13 protein-coding genes are annotated in these 16,210 nt (G+C 52.3%); 7 read left to right on the forward strand and 6 right to left on the reverse strand.

All coding sequences use genetic code 11. The features are described from left to right. Positions 1 to 14 precede the first annotated feature (14 nt). Positions 15 to 527: an SRPBCC family protein gene (locus ACMYR3_RS12550; protein ID WP_424192280.1), complete on the reverse strand. Its 513-nt coding sequence runs from the start codon at positions 525 to 527 to the stop codon at positions 15 to 17. 382 nt (positions 528 to 909) lie between these two features. On the opposite strand from ACMYR3_RS12550, the gene ACMYR3_RS12555 reads away from it, so the two are divergent. The 3 genes from ACMYR3_RS12555 (at position 910) to ACMYR3_RS12565 (ending at position 2,923) form a co-directional block, all read left to right on the forward strand. Then, the gene (locus tag ACMYR3_RS12555; RefSeq protein ID WP_424192281.1) at positions 910 to 1,788 is read left to right on the forward strand and encodes an intradiol ring-cleavage dioxygenase; all 879 of its coding nucleotides are present in this window, start codon (positions 910 to 912) and stop codon (positions 1,786 to 1,788) included. A 567-nt stretch (positions 1,789 to 2,355) separates the two neighbouring features. Then, positions 2,356 to 2,547 (forward strand): YgaP family membrane protein, encoded by a 192-nt coding sequence (locus ACMYR3_RS12560; RefSeq protein WP_424192282.1) that lies wholly within the window; start codon positions 2,356 to 2,358, stop codon positions 2,545 to 2,547. 22 nt (positions 2,548 to 2,569) lie between these two features. Further along, on the forward strand, positions 2,570 to 2,923 hold the full coding sequence (locus ACMYR3_RS12565) for a carboxymuconolactone decarboxylase family protein (protein WP_424192283.1): 354 nt from the start codon (positions 2,570 to 2,572) through the stop codon (positions 2,921 to 2,923). A gap of 89 nt (positions 2,924 to 3,012) precedes the next feature. Here ACMYR3_RS12565 and ACMYR3_RS12570 read toward each other — a convergent pair whose 3' ends face one another. Together ACMYR3_RS12570 and purL are read right to left on the reverse strand one after the other, a co-directional pair. Further along, entirely contained in the window at positions 3,013 to 3,438 is a 426-nt protein-coding gene (locus ACMYR3_RS12570) for a hypothetical protein (RefSeq protein WP_424192284.1), read from the reverse strand. Between the two features lie 25 nt (positions 3,439 to 3,463). Continuing rightward, positions 3,464 to 7,552, reverse strand: coding sequence for a phosphoribosylformylglycinamidine synthase (purL, locus tag ACMYR3_RS12575; RefSeq protein WP_424196509.1), 4,089 nt, complete (start codon positions 7,550 to 7,552; stop codon positions 3,464 to 3,466). A 294-nt stretch (positions 7,553 to 7,846) separates the two neighbouring features. On the opposite strand from purL, the gene ACMYR3_RS12580 reads away from it, so the two are divergent. The 3 genes from ACMYR3_RS12580 (at position 7,847) to ACMYR3_RS12590 (ending at position 11,317) form a co-directional block, all read left to right on the forward strand. Beyond that, positions 7,847 to 8,029, forward strand: a complete 183-nt coding sequence (locus tag ACMYR3_RS12580; RefSeq protein WP_424192285.1) for a hypothetical protein — start codon at positions 7,847 to 7,849, stop codon at positions 8,027 to 8,029. 21 nt (positions 8,030 to 8,050) lie between these two features. After that, positions 8,051 to 10,324: a hypothetical protein gene (locus ACMYR3_RS12585; RefSeq protein WP_424192286.1), complete on the forward strand. Its 2,274-nt coding sequence runs from the start codon at positions 8,051 to 8,053 to the stop codon at positions 10,322 to 10,324. A 135-nt stretch (positions 10,325 to 10,459) separates the two neighbouring features. After that, complete coding sequence (locus ACMYR3_RS12590; protein WP_424192287.1) at positions 10,460 to 11,317, forward strand: hypothetical protein; 858 nt, start codon at positions 10,460 to 10,462, stop codon at positions 11,315 to 11,317. A 147-nt stretch (positions 11,318 to 11,464) separates the two neighbouring features. Here ACMYR3_RS12590 and ACMYR3_RS12595 read toward each other — a convergent pair whose 3' ends face one another. Beyond that, entirely contained in the window at positions 11,465 to 12,046 is a 582-nt protein-coding gene (locus tag ACMYR3_RS12595; RefSeq protein ID WP_424192288.1) for an NADPH-dependent FMN reductase, read from the reverse strand. Between the two features lie 347 nt (positions 12,047 to 12,393). Here ACMYR3_RS12595 and ACMYR3_RS12600 point away from each other — a divergent pair, with 347 nt between their 5' ends. Then, entirely contained in the window at positions 12,394 to 13,017 is a 624-nt protein-coding gene (locus ACMYR3_RS12600; protein ID WP_424192289.1) for a DUF938 domain-containing protein, read from the forward strand. Positions 13,018 to 13,241: 224 nt separating this feature from the next. On the opposite strand, the gene ACMYR3_RS12605 is transcribed toward ACMYR3_RS12600, so the two are convergent. Both ACMYR3_RS12605 and ACMYR3_RS12610 read right to left on the reverse strand, forming a co-directional pair. Then, on the reverse strand, positions 13,242 to 14,738 hold the full coding sequence (locus ACMYR3_RS12605) for a hypothetical protein (RefSeq protein ID WP_424192290.1): 1,497 nt from the start codon (positions 14,736 to 14,738) through the stop codon (positions 13,242 to 13,244). Next, positions 14,725 to 16,191, reverse strand: coding sequence for a hypothetical protein (locus tag ACMYR3_RS12610; protein ID WP_424192291.1), 1,467 nt, complete (start codon positions 16,189 to 16,191; stop codon positions 14,725 to 14,727). The genes ACMYR3_RS12605 and ACMYR3_RS12610 overlap by 14 nt, the downstream gene beginning before the upstream one ends. Between the last annotated feature and the right edge of the window lie 19 nt (positions 16,192 to 16,210).

Here is a 16,210-nt window from a genome sequence, read left to right on the forward strand (position 1 = left end):
TCAGAAAGGCCAATCTACCCTTGGGCAATCTGTCCATTCAGGTAAGCCTGCAAGCCTTGTTGTCCAGCGTCCATCACGGCTCGATGATTCCAGGCAAAGAGCCGACGCGCCACCGGCAAGAGCCAGCGCATCCAGGTTTTATCCACGACCACTTGCCAACGGTAATTGACTGCGGTGCCATTGGCCGTCGCGCGCAACGTCCATTCACCGCACCCGCTCACATCACCCGTTGCGCTCACCACAATTTTTTGCGGCACCACCACTTCCTGCACAGTCACCACCATCAAGAGTTGATAGCGCAATCGGCTTGACCAAATCACCAGATAAACCTGCCCGGTGGTGGGCCGCCCTGGCTTGGTCAAGCCAGGATTCAAACACTGTACCAACTTCACATAGGGCCACCATTGCGGCCAATCCAGCGGATTTTGCAAAGCCGCCCAGACTGCCGTAATCGGGGCATCAATCTGCCAATCAGAGACCAGATCAAACTGGCCGGTTTGCGGTATGGCCGTATTGGTTAGCTGCATAGCGTCCTCTTCACTCAAATATTTAACCAGCTTTTTACATGACTCAATTTCAGTACGCTGGCCGTGTCAAATTGGATGCCGGTTTTAAAAAATTAATTTGCCAGTTTTTCGAAAGCGTTGTTTGAACGGTCAAACTGGAAGTAATTTCTGGTCAAAATCAGCATACTCATTGGGTGTATAAGCTCTTTTAAACTCATTAAGTGCGTATTGATTGCATATAAATAAATACTGCAAGGGAGTAAATAAAACCCCCCAATACCTTCAGACACTGTACTCCACTAAAAACGACAGCGGGATATATGTCAACGCCGATACAAAGCCGATAAACCTGGCTTACATCGGCACACTAGACTGGCGACATTCCAATCGCAAAGGAGCAACCATGCATGCACATGACCAGGGACTGGCTCATGATCTGAATATCATTTTGCAGCGCGAAGCCAAGCGTCGCCAATTATTGCGCTGGTTATCTGTCGGCGGCGCGGTGGGCACACTGCCACTGATTGGTTGTGGCGGCGGCATGTCAGTATCGACCAGCTCGGATGCCTCATTGAGTGCAGCCACTAGCTCGAATTCCAGTAGCAGTTCCAGCAGCACCAGCTCAAGCGGCAGCTGCTCGACCATTCCCGAAGAAACGGCCGGCCCTTATCCAGGCGATGGTTCCAACAGCAATAGCAGCGGTCTGGTCAATGTCCTGGCGCTCTCCGGTATTGTGCGCAATGACATCCGAGCCAGCTTTGGTGCTGCTGGTAGCAATATTGCCAGCGGCATACCGCTCACCGTCACCTTGCAGCTCATCAACATCAATGCCAGTTGTGCTTCGCTCGAAGGCTATGCCATTTATCTCTGGCATTGCAACCAATATGGTCAGTACTCGCTTTATTCCAGCGGCGTCATCACCGAAAATTATTTGCGCGGCGTACAGGTCACTGACAGTTACGGTAAAGTGACTTTCACGACCATCTTTCCCGGCTGTTATTCCGGCCGCTGGCCACACATTCATTTTGAAATTTACCCAAGCCTTGCCAAGGCCACCAGCGCGGCTAATAAAATCAAGACATCGCAACTGGCCCTGCCCAAAACCGTCTGCGATACGGTTTATGCCAGCAGCGGCTATAGCGCCAGTGTCACCAATCTCGCCAACATCAGTCTGACGACAGACAACATCTTTAGTGATGGCTACACTCAGCAATTGGCCACTGTTTCCGGTGACAACAGCAATGGCTATACCGCCACACTGCAAGTGGGGATCGCGGTTTAAGTGAACCGGTTTGATTGAATCACCAAAAAATCAAGAAACTTTTGCAGTTCAAAAACTTTCACCGCCAGGATGTCCAGTACATCAGGTACGCCAAGGAAAATTGACAATCAAAACCCTTTACCACGAAGGCACAAAGGACTCGCAGAAAAGCCTTGTCTGGGCAGCAGGATTTTATCGACGAAGTCTGGGGACAGCGCATTTTTTATATTCCTACTCTGCCCCGTGTGTAAACTGCGCTGCCTTAACAAGACTAACTTCGCAAGACTAACTTCGCAACTTTAACCTCGCAAGGTTAGCCTCCCAGGCTTAACTTCGTGCTCTTTATGGTAAAACAATAGTTCGCTTTTTCTCGACCTGCTGTCAGTTAAAGAAAACCTGCGTTGTTTGACGTTTCAAATCACCAGTTTTCTCTCATTACAGATTCTTTGATGCTGATCAAGTATCGAGTCATTCATTATACTTTTTTATATATTATCTGTTAGTATATTGATGTGGATGTCACCGTGACTTCCTGTGTGACCAGGGTCATGCACTTTGGTATTCATCAACCTTCATCAGGAGTACACCATGCAAGCAAACGTTGGCAGTACAGATCGCATCATCCGCGTCATCATTGGTTTGGCTTTGATTGCTGGCAGCGCCACCCATACGATTGGCCCCTGGGGCTATATTGGCGTGGTTGCGGTATTGACAGGCGTGTTCCGTTTTTGCCCAGCCTATCTGCCCTTTGGTCTGAGCACCTGCAAAACCCGTGATTAAAATTTAAATATTGAGGAGTCGCATGAGCACTACCACCAGCTATCTGGCGCTGACCCAAGCCGTTTCCAAAAATCTGGCCGTGATGCGTACCGACATTCCTGAAGTCATGAAGGGTTTTCAAGAACTGGCCAAAGCAGCCAGTGTTGAAGGCGCACTCAGCAAAAAAACCAAGGAGTTGATTGCACTGGCTTTAGGGATTGCCGCTCATTGCGATGCCTGCATCGGCTTTCATATGCAGGCGCTGGTGCGCCTGGGTGTGACCCGTGCCGAAGTGGAAGAGACTCTCGGCATGGCAGTGTATATGGGCGGCGGCCCATCGCTGATGTACTCGGCCAATGCTCTGGCCGCGTTTGAAGAATTGAGTGCTGCTAAATAGCAGTCAAGTTTTGATTTAATCACCAAGACGCCAAGAGAAACCTTCAAGAGTTTCCTTGGCATCTTGGCAGTTAACAACAAGCCCTTATCTTACTTCGATGCCTTGTAAGTCTCACAGGCCTGCTCATAAAAACCTTCCACCTGTTCATCGGCGCAAGCCTCGGCACCATTGGCATAATCGTGCCAGCTGATCATCCCTGGGCATGGGGCACAGCAACAAACCACGCCGGTTTCACGGGCAGCACAGACAGCGTGACTGGTATAGCGTTCCGCCATCACCGGTAAACCTAAAGCCTTGCGAGTATTTGGACACATCGTCAACTGATGATGAATTTCCATATCAAAATCAATATCAAAGCGATGTGCCTTTTGCCACTCGATAAACTCCGGTGTAAGCTTGCTGGTTTGAACTTGGCTACTTTTCTTATGGACTCGATGCGTGCCATGAGCTTGTGCCATCAGGCTCAAGCTCAGCAGTAGCAACAGACACAAAAGTTGACGCAAAGAGTTCATCATCTTTAGCTTATTTAACCAATACCGTTCAACCAACAGCCTTGCGGGCATTGCGGAACATGCGCAGCCACGGGCTGGCTTCCTGCCAGTTGGTGAGGCTGCCATCGGCATTGCGTTGATTGGGATACCAGCTCATCTGCGCAGTACGGAAAACACGCTCCGGATGGGGCATCAGCACGGTAAAGCGACCATCGGGCGTCGTCACCGAAGTCAGGCCATTGGGCGAGCCATTGGGGTTGAATGGATATTGCTCGGTCGGCTGACCCTGATGATTGATAAAGCGCATCGCCGCCTTGACGCTGGCAGCATCACCCTGTTGCGAGAAGTCGGCAAAGCCTTCACCATGCGCGACCGCAATCGGCGCGCGACTGCCGGCCATTCCAGCGAAAAACAGGGAGGGCGAATCCAGCACTTCCACCAGGGAATAACGCGCTTCAAACTGTTCCGATTTGTTGCGGGTAAACCGTGGCCAGGCCATGGCACCCGGAATCAACGGTGCCAAGGCGGCCATCATCTGGCAACCATTACACACACCCAGGGCCAGGGTTTCGGGACGGTTAAAGAAGCTGGCAAACTGCTCGGCCATTTGAGGATTAAATAAAATCGTCTTAGCCCAACCTTCACCTGCACCCAGCACATCACCATAAGAAAAACCGCCACAAGCCACAAAGCCGGTAAAGTCGGACAGGCGTGCCCGCCCGACAATCAGATCGCTCATGTGAACATCATAGGCTTCAAAACCGGCCTTGTGCATGGCATAGGCCATTTCCAGATGCGAGTTGACGCCCTGCTCGCGCAAAATTGCCATCTTGGGCTTGGCACCCTGGTTGATAAACGGTGCAGCAATATCGTCATTCGGATCAAAACTGAGCTGGACCTGCATGCCCGGATCAGCCACATCCAGCAAAGCATCATATTCGGCATCGGCACAAGCGGGGTTGTCACGCAAGCGCGCGATCCGCCAGGACACTTCATGCCAGGCACGTTGCAGTTCGCGGCGCGGCACACTGTAAATGGCCTTGGTATCACGATAAATTTCAATCAGATCCTTGCCATTGGTCTTGCCGATGATATGACTGCAAGCACCCAGATTGTATTTGCGCAGTACATCCATCACGAGTGAGCGCTCTTCGGTGCGTACCTGCACCACCGCGCCCAGCTCTTCGCTGAACAGGGCTTTAAGGGTTTGCTCATTACGGCGTTCGGCAACCTGCTCGGTCCAGTTCTTGGCATCACCCCATTCAGCAGAAGCCGGGTCAAGCATGGTCAAAATATCCACATTGATAGACACGCCCAAATGACCGGCAAACGCCATTTCAGCCAGTGTGGCAAACAGGCCGCCGTCGGAACGGTCATGATAGGCCAGCAATTTGCCGTCTTGATTCAATTCCTGAATCGCGGCAAAGAAAGCTTTCAGGTCTTCGGCGCTATCAACATCAGGGGCTTCATTGCCAATCTGCTGCGTGACCTGCGCAAGGATGGAACCACCCATGCGGTTTTTGCCACGCCCCAGATCAATCAGAATCAAGGTGGTATCAGGGGCCAGATTTTGCAGTTGCGGTGTCAAGGTCAAACGCACATCGGGCACTGGCGCAAACGCCGAGATGATCAATGAGACTGGTGCAGTGACTTCTTTTGCTTGTGCGCCATCTTCCCATTTGGTGCGCATGGACAAGGAGTCCTTACCGACCGGGATGCTAATACCCAGTGCCGGACATAGTTCCATACCGACGGTTTTAACCGTATCAAACAAGGCCGCGTCTTCACCCGGCTGACCACATGCTGCCATCCAGTTGGCGGACAACTTGATCTGGCTGAGATTGGCAATCGGCGCTGCGGCAATATTGGTAATCGCTTCACCAATCGCCATACGACCAGAAGCTGGCGCGTTGATCACAGCCAATGGCGTCCGCTCGCCCATGGTCATGGCTTCACCGGCATAGCCCTTGTAATCCATCATCGTCACGGCACAATCAGCTACCGGCACTTGCCAGGGACCAACCATCTGGTCACGCGCATTGAGACCACCAACGGTACGGTCGCCAATCGTGATCAAAAAGTTTTTGGAGGCCACGGTCGGATGTTTCAACACTGCCAAAGCGGCTTCGGCCAAGGGCACACCCGTCAACTCGATGGCCGGTAAATCTGCCTGCAGACGTTGCACATCGCGATGCATTTTGGGTGGCTTGCCCAGTAAAACCTGCATGGGCATATCAACCGGCAGATTGTGATTGAGATCATCGACCAATTGCAGTTGGCGCGCTTCAGTGGCTACGCCCACCACGGCAAACGGGCAGCGCTCACGCTGACTGATATGTTCAAAAATTGGCAAGTCATCAGGGGCAATCGCAAGCACATAACGCTCTTGTGATTCATTGCTCCAGATCTCACGCGGACTCATGCCGCTTTCTTCCAGCGGTACTTTGCGCAAGTCAAAACGTGCCCCCCGATCGGCACCATCCACAATCTCGGGGAAGGCATTGGACAAACCACCCGCGCCGACATCATGAATCGACAGAATCGGGTTTTTATCGCCCAACTGCCAGCAACTGTTGATCACCTCTTGCGCCCGGCGTTCCATTTCGGGGTTGCCACGCTGTACCGAATCAAAATCCAGATCAGCCGTATTGGCACCCGTGGCCATTGAACTGGCGGCACTGCCGCCCATGCCAATGCGCATGCCCGGGCCACCCAGTTGGATCAATAAAGAACCCGGCGGCAGATCATGCTTATGGGTATGCTGGTCGGCAATCGAACCCAGTCCACCGGCAATCATGATGGGCTTGTGATAACCCCGTACCTTGCCTGCCACGTTTTGTTCATACACGCGGAAATAACCGCCCAGGTTGGAGCGACCAAACTCATTATTAAAGGCAGCACCACCGATTGGGCCTTCAATCATGATTTGCAGCGGCGAAGCAATCCGGTCGGGCTTGCCATAACTTTTTTGCTCATTTAGCCGGGCACTCAGTGGCGCACGTTCGGCAAACGGCTGGGTCACATCCTGTGCCGACTCCCACGGCTGGGTTGCACCGGGCAAAAGCAAATTGGAAACCGTAAAACCGGTCAGGCCGGACTTGGGTTTGGAACCACGGCCAGTCGCACCTTCATCGCGAATCTCACCGCCCGCTCCAGTGGATGCACCCGGGAAAGGCGAAATGGCGGTGGGGTGATTATGGGTTTCGACCTTCATCAGGGTGTGGGTCAACTCTTCGCTGGCACCATACACATTGCCATTGGCAAAGCCACGCGGATACCAGCGCTCCGACACCACGCCTTCCATAATGGACGCGTTATCGCTATACGCCACCACCGTGCCTTGCGGCGCAAGCTGATGGGTGTTTTTGATCATCTGAAACAGGGATTTATCCTGCTGCTCGCCATCCACTGTCCAGTCGGCATTAAAGATTTTGTGACGACAATGTTCGCTATTGGCCTGTGCAAACATCATCAGCTCAACATCGGTGGGATTGCGTTGCAACCTGGCAAAGGCATCGACCAGATAATCAATTTCATCGTCTGACAAGGCCAGCCCCATGTCGCTATTGGCTTTGACCAGCGCGGCTTTGCCACCGCTCAAAATATCGACCTGTTCCAGCGCCTTGGCGGGTAGCTCATCAAACAAAGCGGCGGCTTGTTCGCGTGAGTCAATCACCAGCTCGGTCATACGGTCATGCAAGAGGCTGGCAATCTCGGCCAGTTGCGCATCGCTCAATGGCTTGCCCTTGCCGAGCAGACCACCCAGCTTGCCGACCTTGAGGGTCAACGTATATTCCACACCGCGCTCAACCCGATGGATATGCGCAAGGCCGCAGTTATGCGCAATGTCAGTGGCTTTGCTGGCCCAGGGTGAAATTGTGCCAAAACGTGGGATTACCAGTAACTGTGTGCTGTCACCGGACGTTGTTGCCTGAAATGGTTCACCATAGCGCAGCAGACCTGCCAGCTTGTTGATGTCAAACTCGCCCAGCGCGGTATCGGACAACACAAAATGCACGTACTGCGCCGTGACTGCAGCCACATCGGGCGCAATGGACTGAATGGAATTCAGCAAACGGGTACGACGAAATTCGGAAAGCGCCGCAGCGCCAGCAAAGCAGGAAAAATGATGGGTCATGTGTGGTGTGATGGGCGCAGGCCGCGTCAGAGTCATGAAGGGGGAGACGCCTGATTTAGCAATCAGACGGTAAAGCAATCTCAAGCGCGCCATTATAACCGGCTCGTCCTTTTTTATCCCTTGCGGTTCTTGTCTGGTGCGCTTATCTGCTCTGTTGGCTGCTCTGACATGCCCAAATGATGGTAAGGCAAGCAAGTCCGGCCAAGCCAGCAATCTGTATCAATTTGTAACTTGTTCTCATGATTTGCCACCAACTGGCCGATAGACAGATACCCATCTCATGGAGACAAACAAATGAAAACAACATTACAAAACATTGCCAGTATTTCTCTGATTCTTGGTGTTGCCAGTTTGGCTGGTTGTGGCGGTGGCGGCAGTGCTGCAAGCAATACGACCCAAACCAGCAACAATGCACCCATTGAAGGGGTCGCCACCCCCACTAGCGTATCGGTTGTCACTGCCAAAAACGCCAACTAACAAAAAGCAGGGAGACAACTCATGAAAAAATTTTCAATCCGCGTCAGTCACTTCTCAACCCATCTCACACCACTTGCCGCCGCATTGCTGGCGCTGTCCAGCAGCAGCGTGCTGGCTGCGCCGCCACAAAATTCGGCCTATGCGACAGATGCGCAACGCAGTTATGTGCAAGATGCCACCTCGGAAGGCATCAATTCGGTCAATATGATTTCCTGCATCATGAGTTCAATGCGTCCTGACGCGCTGGTCAATCAGGGTAATTACAACGCACTGATCGACAAGAAAAAATGCGAGAACAAGGGCGGCGATGCCGGTGGCAATTCTGGCAGCAATGCACCCGACTACATGAGTGCGGTGGTGACTGCCACACGCGCTTCCAATAACGATCCGATGCTGGTCAAATCCTGGCTCAATTTCGAGGAAGACAACCACGCAATGACTGTCTTCGTCAACATCAATGCCTCGCAAGCACCAACGGCCAGCAATCCCTATGGCCAGTTTCGAATTGATTATTGTGGCAAACCCGGCGGCAGCGGTGCGTGTTTCTTTAACGGATTTCTGGATGCCACGGCCAGCGGCATTCAATACTTTGAAATTTCCAATAACGGCAACCAGGCCATGACCACGGCACTGCAACTCAATGCATCCAGCACTGCGGCTGGCAACGGACGCTTGCAGTTGAGTCAGGGCAGTCAGCAAAGTGACTTTCTGTTTGCTTATAACGCCGACTTTTTCCGCCGTCAGGACAGCGGTGGTGACCAGTGTTTCAGCCGTGATGCAGCAGATTCGGATACCCAGTTTTCGGTCTGGCGTTATGGTCTGTACGATGCCGTCACTGGCGCGCGGATCGAGCGCAGTTCCGGCTTTCCGATTGAATTCAGCAACGGTGGTCAAACTTATCGCGGCTATCTGGGTTACTTTGGCCTCTCCTTGCCCAACGATGCCATGAGTCTGTTGAATAATGGCTCGACCGTGCAGCGAGTGGAATACGGTGGCGGTGGCAGCCCGGTGAAAACCGATTACAGCATCGTCAAGGCTGCAGGCAAGCTGCACAAATACAGCAAGCAAACCCGCACTCTGGCCGAGATGGACAAAATTCGCTTCCAGACCTTTGTGGGCGATGCCAGCAGCCTGTTCAATGGTGCCACCAGCTATGCCCAATACGAGTTCTACTGGGACAATACAGCGGGCACCTTCAAGGCCACCATGGTGATGAACTGTAATCAGAACGGTTGCCAGAACAGTGCCCTGCCCAGTGAACAGGCCGTGGATCGTTCATTCTGGGCTGCGCAGAACGGAATTCAGGGCTGGTCACAATCACTCGGTGGTGAGGTATTCATTTCACTGGCGGGTGTCAATGGTGCAACACCCGCCAGTGCCATCAATGTGATCTATCGGACTGAGGATCTGGTTTATCCCAATGACATGCCCACAGCGCTGTATTGCATCAAGGACTGCCCGACTGCCGCCAGCATGGGCAGCTTTTTTGCCAACGGCAGCAGCGATCCATCACCCTTTGTGGCCAATACCGCCAATAACTGGAATCCCACCAGCGCAGGCAATATTGTCAACTACACCACCGACAGCAGCAGCGCACTCTTGAAAGACAGCAATAGTGCCGCCGTGGTGTTTACCGATGCTGCAGCCATCAGTCAAAAGCCGCAATACCAGTATGGCGTGCGCAGTGGCCGATTATTTAGCAGCCTGGCTGGCGCTGAGTGCAGCAACGGCTCAGGCACCTATTGCGACAGCAAGGTCAATGAGCTGGACACTTATTATGTGTGGGAAACCGGCGCACAAAGCTGGAACCAGTTTGCTGCAGCCAAGGACAGTAGCGGTAATGTAGTCACTTTTGATGCACCACTCAATGTCCATTACGCCGTGCCCAACGGCAGCGTCTACGGCCAATACGCTGGCAAGAATATTGTGCTGCAGTATGGCGGCTTTGGTGATCTGTGGGGCATTCCCGGCAAATGCGTGTCCCCGCTGAACAATCAGGAAGTACAGTGCGGTTCCTCAGGTGAAAACCGTTATGTACCAGAGTTTGTGATCCCGCAAGATGTGACTGCCGGTGTGGTCACCGCCAATGGTCACAGCTATCTAGTCAAGTGGCTGGAACGCGAGATCCGGTTGGCCAAGAAGAATCCAAGCGTCTGTACTGCGGCTGGTTTGAACTTGCCTGCCAATGTCGCCTTGCCCACCGCCAGCAGTCTGGTTGATCCTTCGAGCACCATGGGCACGCAACCCGTTGTCAGCACTGCGCCGCGCGTGATTCATGGTGAGGTGAAATATTGACGTACTTTTAAGGAAGACAAACCGGACGAAGCAACCGTCATAAGCAGGTAGTCAAGGCTTACCGGTAACCGCGGCCAGCCGGTCTGCACAACCCAGACCGGCCACCATTCAACCGTTTTTGGCTCACACCATGATATGCACCTGAAATTCTCCATCCTTGTTTCAGCCATGCTGCATGGTGTGTTTTTTTATTCCTGGCTGTGGCTTCATCACGAAGTCACAGCCGACCCGCCAACACCGGCGGTCACGCTGACCTTGTGGCTGTCGCATGTGCCCCAAACCAGTCAGTCATCCGCAGCGACGCTTGAAAAAACACGCACAACCAAAACAGCAACAGTCATATCTGTTCCAATACCTGCACCACCGCATCGCTTAACCCGCCCAACACTGGCCACTCAAACCAGCTTGATCAAGCCCGCCACCACTTTGAACCAGACGATGGCTGAGTCAGTGGCGGCGTCTTCAACAATCCAACCGCAACCAGCCAATCCGGCAACAACGACTGTCGCTGCGTCAACCACACCAGAATCGATTAATGGCATCGCCTTGCCAGTCAGCCTCAATCTGCCCTTTGCTCATCTGGCACAGCACGTGGATCAAGGCAATACTGGCAACACGGCCAAAACCAGCGCTGCAAGCCATCCGGCGGAATTGACGATAGCCGAAACCTCGCCCAACCCTCAGCGGATGAGCATGCTGCTACGCCAACAACAAATGCAGCGCGATGCCATTCAGGCCGAGTTATATCGCCTGACGCTGATGACCGTAGGTGACCGGTTGGAAGATCATGCCGAAGGACATTGCTGGATCAACCGGCAACCCAGCCCCGACCAGGATGCTTTGCAATGTGAAAGTGATGCCTTGTTAACGATGATGCAGCAACACGCACAACAAATTGTGCGGCTGCTGGATACCTTGCGCGCCATGGGCGATCCGGTCAAGGGTTTTCAGCTGACACGCCATGCGCAGCGCATCCTGCTCGACCGGCTTTGACTGAAATACGATTAATTATTTAACGGTTGAACTTTTAAAAAAATCAAAGTGAATCCTGTCGACACTCTGACGCTTCAACACCGTGACAGCGTTTTTCTTGATACGCCTGGCACCTTGTAGACAAACACGCTGGCCTGCAACAAACCCTCAAGCCAATTTGTCGGCCGTCTGGTTGACCTGTTTGACCAGGTCATTCACCATCTGGCGCTGCTTGTCATCCTTGAGCTGACCATCCGCATCAAACGCCTGCCCTGCCGCACCGATGGCCACCTGACTGGGATGCACGATGCTGCCCAGGTTAGTCAAGATCTGCCGCACATGCACCAGCCCGCGCAGACCGCCCAACGCACCAGGAGACGCCGCCATCAAACCCACCACCTTGCCCTGATAAGGCGCGGCACCATTATTGCCACCTTCCAGTTTGCTGGTTGGGCGTGACACCCAGTCAATCGTATTTTTGAGCAAGGCAGTGATGGAGCCGTTGTACTCGGGCGCGGCAATCAACACAGCTTGATGCGCCAGAAACAGTTTTTTCAGCGCAATCGCGGCGTCGGGCACGCCACTGTCGACTTCCAGATCACCCTGATAGAGCGGCAAGTCGTAGTCTTTCAATTCAATCAGTGTGACCTTGGCACCTTGCTGTTCGGCCAGACGTGCGGCGACATGAATCAGCTTGCGATTGAATGAGTCTTTGCGGGTACTGCCTGCCAATGCCAGAATACTTGCCATGATTGCCCCAATGCTGAAGTGATGTGGAAGGTTAGAGAAAAAACAATACCTCTTAAGCGGATTGCTTCTTGCTAGGATAGCCCTGTGGCTATGATTGTCTGTCAGAATTGTCCGAGAAATTGTTCAAGGTGAATCGAAAAATATACTATATAGAGGTATTTTTTAAAGACCAATATATACGCACTAAAGCGATTAATATTAGCTCATACTCCCTGAAATAACCCTATATTTGAAAAATATTGATTGCTTTGAGACAGTTTGAAAACGGCCGCGATTATTGCGCAAAAGCTGCACCAACCGTTGCACCAAACCCGGTAAAAAGCTTATTTGTAGAAATGGACTGCCCCATGACTGACCTGCGGCGTTTTGCGCCAGCCACTGAACGCAACCGCGAACCCATCCTTGAGATTCTCAAGGCCATTTTGCCGCGCCAGGGCACGGTGCTGGAAATCGCCAGTGGCACGGGCGAGCACATCACCTGGTTTGCCCAGGCCATGCCGCATTTGTCCTGGCAACCAAGTGACGTCGATGCGCCATCGCGTGAATCCATTAACGCCTGGATTGCCCACCAACAGCTTGGCAATGTGCACGCCCCGCTGGCACTGGATGTCATGCAGCCCGACTGGCCGGCATTACCCAAACTCAACCCGCCGATTCGCGCCATACTTTGCATCAACATGATCCACATTTCACCCTGGGCAGCCACCCTCGGCCTGATGCAACATGCCGCCGATATTCTGTCCGAAGGCGGCCTGCTCTATACCTATGGCCCCTACCAGCGCTATGGCCAACAAACCGCGCCCAGTAATGCAACCTTTGAAGTATGGCTGAAAGAACTCAACTCCGAATATGGCGTGCGGGATATGGAAGCCGTTGAACAAGCTGGCTTTGATGCGGGCCTGATCCTCGCACAAATCAACCCCATGCCCGCCAATAACTTCAGCCTGGTGTTTCGCAAGGCGACGATTTAAATGGTTTGGGTTTGAAAGACTGGTTCGAACTGCCAATTGCCAAGAGCTCGAAGTTAAGCAGATATAAAACTACGCAGCTTTAACACGGGGACAGAGTATTACTCTGTCCCCAGACTCCGTTGATAAAACTTTACAGCTCAAACAAGTTGTTTTCTTCGTGTCTTAGCGGAGAAATATATAGAATTTAAATATTTTTCTTGGCGGTTTAAATCAACCCTTCACCACTACCCGGCCACCTTTTGCAGCACTGAAAAAATCGACTTGGGTGGCACGCAGACAAAGCCGGCATCTTTTTTATCCAGACTATTTTTTTGCATGGTCACTTTGCGAGGGGCGGCATCGGTGTTGTCATCTTCTTCGCCTTTGCCCGTCACTACACGCCATTGGCTGTCCGTTGCCAATTTACCATCTTGCCAATTGAGTACCAGCTTTACAGGTTTGGCTGAACGGTTCACACCCAACAGGCTGCGCTGGCTCTGGTCGGCACTGCGCATGGCAACCAGGCGCAAATCATAACCACCCGCATAGCTACCATCGACCTTGCCCTCATAAGCAGTTTGCACCACCTTATCGAGCAGCGCTTCACGCAGTGCACGCAAACCCCAGTAAACCGGGTTGGGATAAACGGTATTTTGCTGGCGATTCCAGCGAAACAATTGCCATGGGCCTTCCACACCCAGCGCATGCCAGTTGGAAGCCTCGACCATGGGATCGGGAATGATAGCCAGCATAAAATCGGCCGATGACAAGGCACCGCCCAGGCTATTGCCTTCGTACCAGCGGTCTTCCCACTTACCAATCAAGGGCTGACTGGGCCAGCGCGCATGCTCGGTAATCAGCACCTTGCCATCGGCCCCGCGTGCCGACCACACCTTTTTCAGCTCTGCCAGATAGTCAAGCGACTTGGGAATCGACATGCCATCGTAGTAAGGATGAAACGCCACCTTTTTGACCTGACTCACCTGCCCCTGCGCCAGCAACGGATCAAACTCATTGCTCATCGACAATTTGTTTTCCCAGGGTGCAGTCTTGCCATTGGCCACCCAATCCAGATCAGGATAGACCTTGGACACGTTTTGCACAACCGCATTGCTTTGCGCCAGATATTGCTTGGCCGACCAGTAAATCGGCTTCCAGTCCAGTTCGTTACCCAGCTCCCAATAAGCAATCGGACAGTCCTTGCCGCTCACGCAATGCAGCGGCCCGGTCTTGAGATAGTTGGCAATATCAAGCACATTCTGACTGATGATATTGGCCGATTGCGGCTTGAGATACGGCCCGACCAGATTCATGGTGAGGATCGCCCGGCCATTGACCTGCGTAAGAAACTGCGTGAACTCGGGCAAGCCAAACTGTGGCGTCACATACATATTGAAATCAAACAGAATTGGCGTGCGTTGCGCCGATGCTTTCATCGCCATATTCCAGTCAAACCAGTTGGACGGCGTGCCCCCCGGATAACGATACAGCGCCCCCGCAAAAGGTTGCAGATACTCAACCACCTCAAGCTTGACCTGGCCATCTTTGGTGAGGCCAACCTGGAATGCCCACCAAGGCAAATTGAAGCCAAATAGCTCACGTGGCACCTCACTACGCACCAACGCAGCAGGATTGATCTGCACAACAGTCTCACGACTACCTGTCACGCAATCACTGGCCCGCACAGGCAGCATCAGGCTCCACAACAAGCCAGCACAGCCAGCAGCTTTAAGAAGTTGCATCAGCTTGTTCCTTTTCTTTCGCATTGGCCCAACCATATAACAAGGCTGGAATAAATAACAAACGGGCATCCTGAAATGACGGCGAACTCATCGAGAGTTGCAGCATATACAACATACTGGAAGCAGCGCCCAACCAATAAGCGCGGGGTGGCCCGTTATTTTTCAGCGCCCGGCTCACGGCATGTGCAAAGAGAAAGAAGTAGGCCAGCAAGAGAAAGCCACTGCCGATATAGCCTGCCTCAGCAATCGGGTTGGGCCAGTACATATCCATCAGATAATTCTCACGACCATACCACCAATAGTTTTTAAATCCCAACTCCTCATAGACGGCCTGATTGTATTTTTCAGCACCTGCGCCACCATAGGTACCCAACCCAGAACCCAATGGAAAGTTTTTGTTTGCCAGCAACACACTACCGGCAAAAATCTGGGCGCGGGGATGTTCGACATGACCGCCCTCACCCAGACCCCAGGTAGAGGCTTCTTTAGTCATATTGTCGGAAAAGACAATCCAGAAAGTACCCAGCAGGACCACCATTGCGGATACCGCCAACAAGGTATTGATCTTGACGCGCTCAGGCTTGATCAACATCAGGATCAAACCAAGACAAGCGACAGCACTTAACAGCTCTTGGCGTTGCACTGAACAGACCAGCATCAGCAAATACATGATCAGAAAGAATAGACTCTTTCGATCAAACTGTTGATTCATGAACATACGAATCGCACAAAGAATGGCCAGATTGGCACTGGCTGATGCCAGCATCGAAGAGTGCTCAAAAAAACCAACCGCACGTGAAGGAAAAAAGTTGGCAGGATCCGCCGAAAAATCAATTTTGGTGAAGAGGCCATAATACGCCGCTGGGGAAGCCCATTCCCATAAAACAAAAACCAGCATAAGGAACCAGACAGTATTGATCATCGTCCAAACACTCTTTTCGGTCACCTTGTCCCAGCGCACACCAAAACCAAAAACGATCAGCAGGAAAGGCTTGAAATCAGCAAATAACTGAAAAGCAACCGCCGGAATCGTGGTGGTATGACCATACATGGTGGACATCAGACCGCATAAAAGAAAAATGGCAAAACTGCTTAAAGCCAGGTACATCCAGAAATTATTGCGGGCTTTTAAAGATCGCAAAAAGAACGGAATACCGACCAGTGATGCCCCAACCATATAAAACTGCCAGTAGGCAAACAAACCAGGTTTAATGAATCGTCCGACCAACGGAAAAATCCAGAAACCTGCAAATGCGCCCATTAACAGCAGATCAGCAGTATTAGGTTTGAAACGCAGCAGCAAAAGCATCAATATCAATATACCAATACCTAATAAACCCAGCAGTACCGGCATGCCGCCAATACCGGCTACCAAACCTAAAAGAATCAGCACCAGCAACGCCGTCAGATTGATCAGGCCGAGTCTTGAAAGTTGAAATGGCAACAGCGACATCACTGAGCGGCTCCCAACA

The sequence above is a fragment of the Ampullimonas aquatilis genome (assembly GCF_049675895.1).
GTDB lineage: Bacteria > Pseudomonadota > Gammaproteobacteria > Burkholderiales > Burkholderiaceae_D > Ampullimonas > Ampullimonas aquatilis.

Bases quoted from the DNA above. Each gene is read 5' to 3' on its own strand.
- ACMYR3_RS12550 (WP_424192280.1), bottom strand. From the start codon at position 527: ATGCAGCTAACCAATACGGCCATACCGCAAACCGGCCAGTTTGATCTG.
- ACMYR3_RS12555 (WP_424192281.1), top strand. From the start codon at position 910: ATGCATGCACATGACCAGGGACTGGCTCATGATCTGAATATCATTTTG.
- ACMYR3_RS12560 (WP_424192282.1), top strand. From the start codon at position 2,356: ATGCAAGCAAACGTTGGCAGTACAGATCGCATCATCCGCGTCATCATT.
- ACMYR3_RS12565 (WP_424192283.1), top strand. From the start codon at position 2,570: ATGAGCACTACCACCAGCTATCTGGCGCTGACCCAAGCCGTTTCCAAA.
- ACMYR3_RS12570 (WP_424192284.1), bottom strand. From the start codon at position 3,438: ATGATGAACTCTTTGCGTCAACTTTTGTGTCTGTTGCTACTGCTGAGC.
- purL (WP_424196509.1), bottom strand. From the start codon at position 7,552: ATGACCCATCATTTTTCCTGCTTTGCTGGCGCTGCGGCGCTTTCCGAA.
- ACMYR3_RS12580 (WP_424192285.1), top strand. From the start codon at position 7,847: ATGAAAACAACATTACAAAACATTGCCAGTATTTCTCTGATTCTTGGT.
- ACMYR3_RS12585 (WP_424192286.1), top strand. From the start codon at position 8,051: ATGAAAAAATTTTCAATCCGCGTCAGTCACTTCTCAACCCATCTCACA.
- ACMYR3_RS12590 (WP_424192287.1), top strand. From the start codon at position 10,460: ATGCACCTGAAATTCTCCATCCTTGTTTCAGCCATGCTGCATGGTGTG.
- ACMYR3_RS12595 (WP_424192288.1), bottom strand. From the start codon at position 12,046: ATGGCAAGTATTCTGGCATTGGCAGGCAGTACCCGCAAAGACTCATTC.
- ACMYR3_RS12600 (WP_424192289.1), top strand. From the start codon at position 12,394: ATGACTGACCTGCGGCGTTTTGCGCCAGCCACTGAACGCAACCGCGAA.
- ACMYR3_RS12605 (WP_424192290.1), bottom strand. From the start codon at position 14,738: ATGCAACTTCTTAAAGCTGCTGGCTGTGCTGGCTTGTTGTGGAGCCTG.
- ACMYR3_RS12610 (WP_424192291.1), bottom strand. From the start codon at position 16,191: ATGTCGCTGTTGCCATTTCAACTTTCAAGACTCGGCCTGATCAATCTG.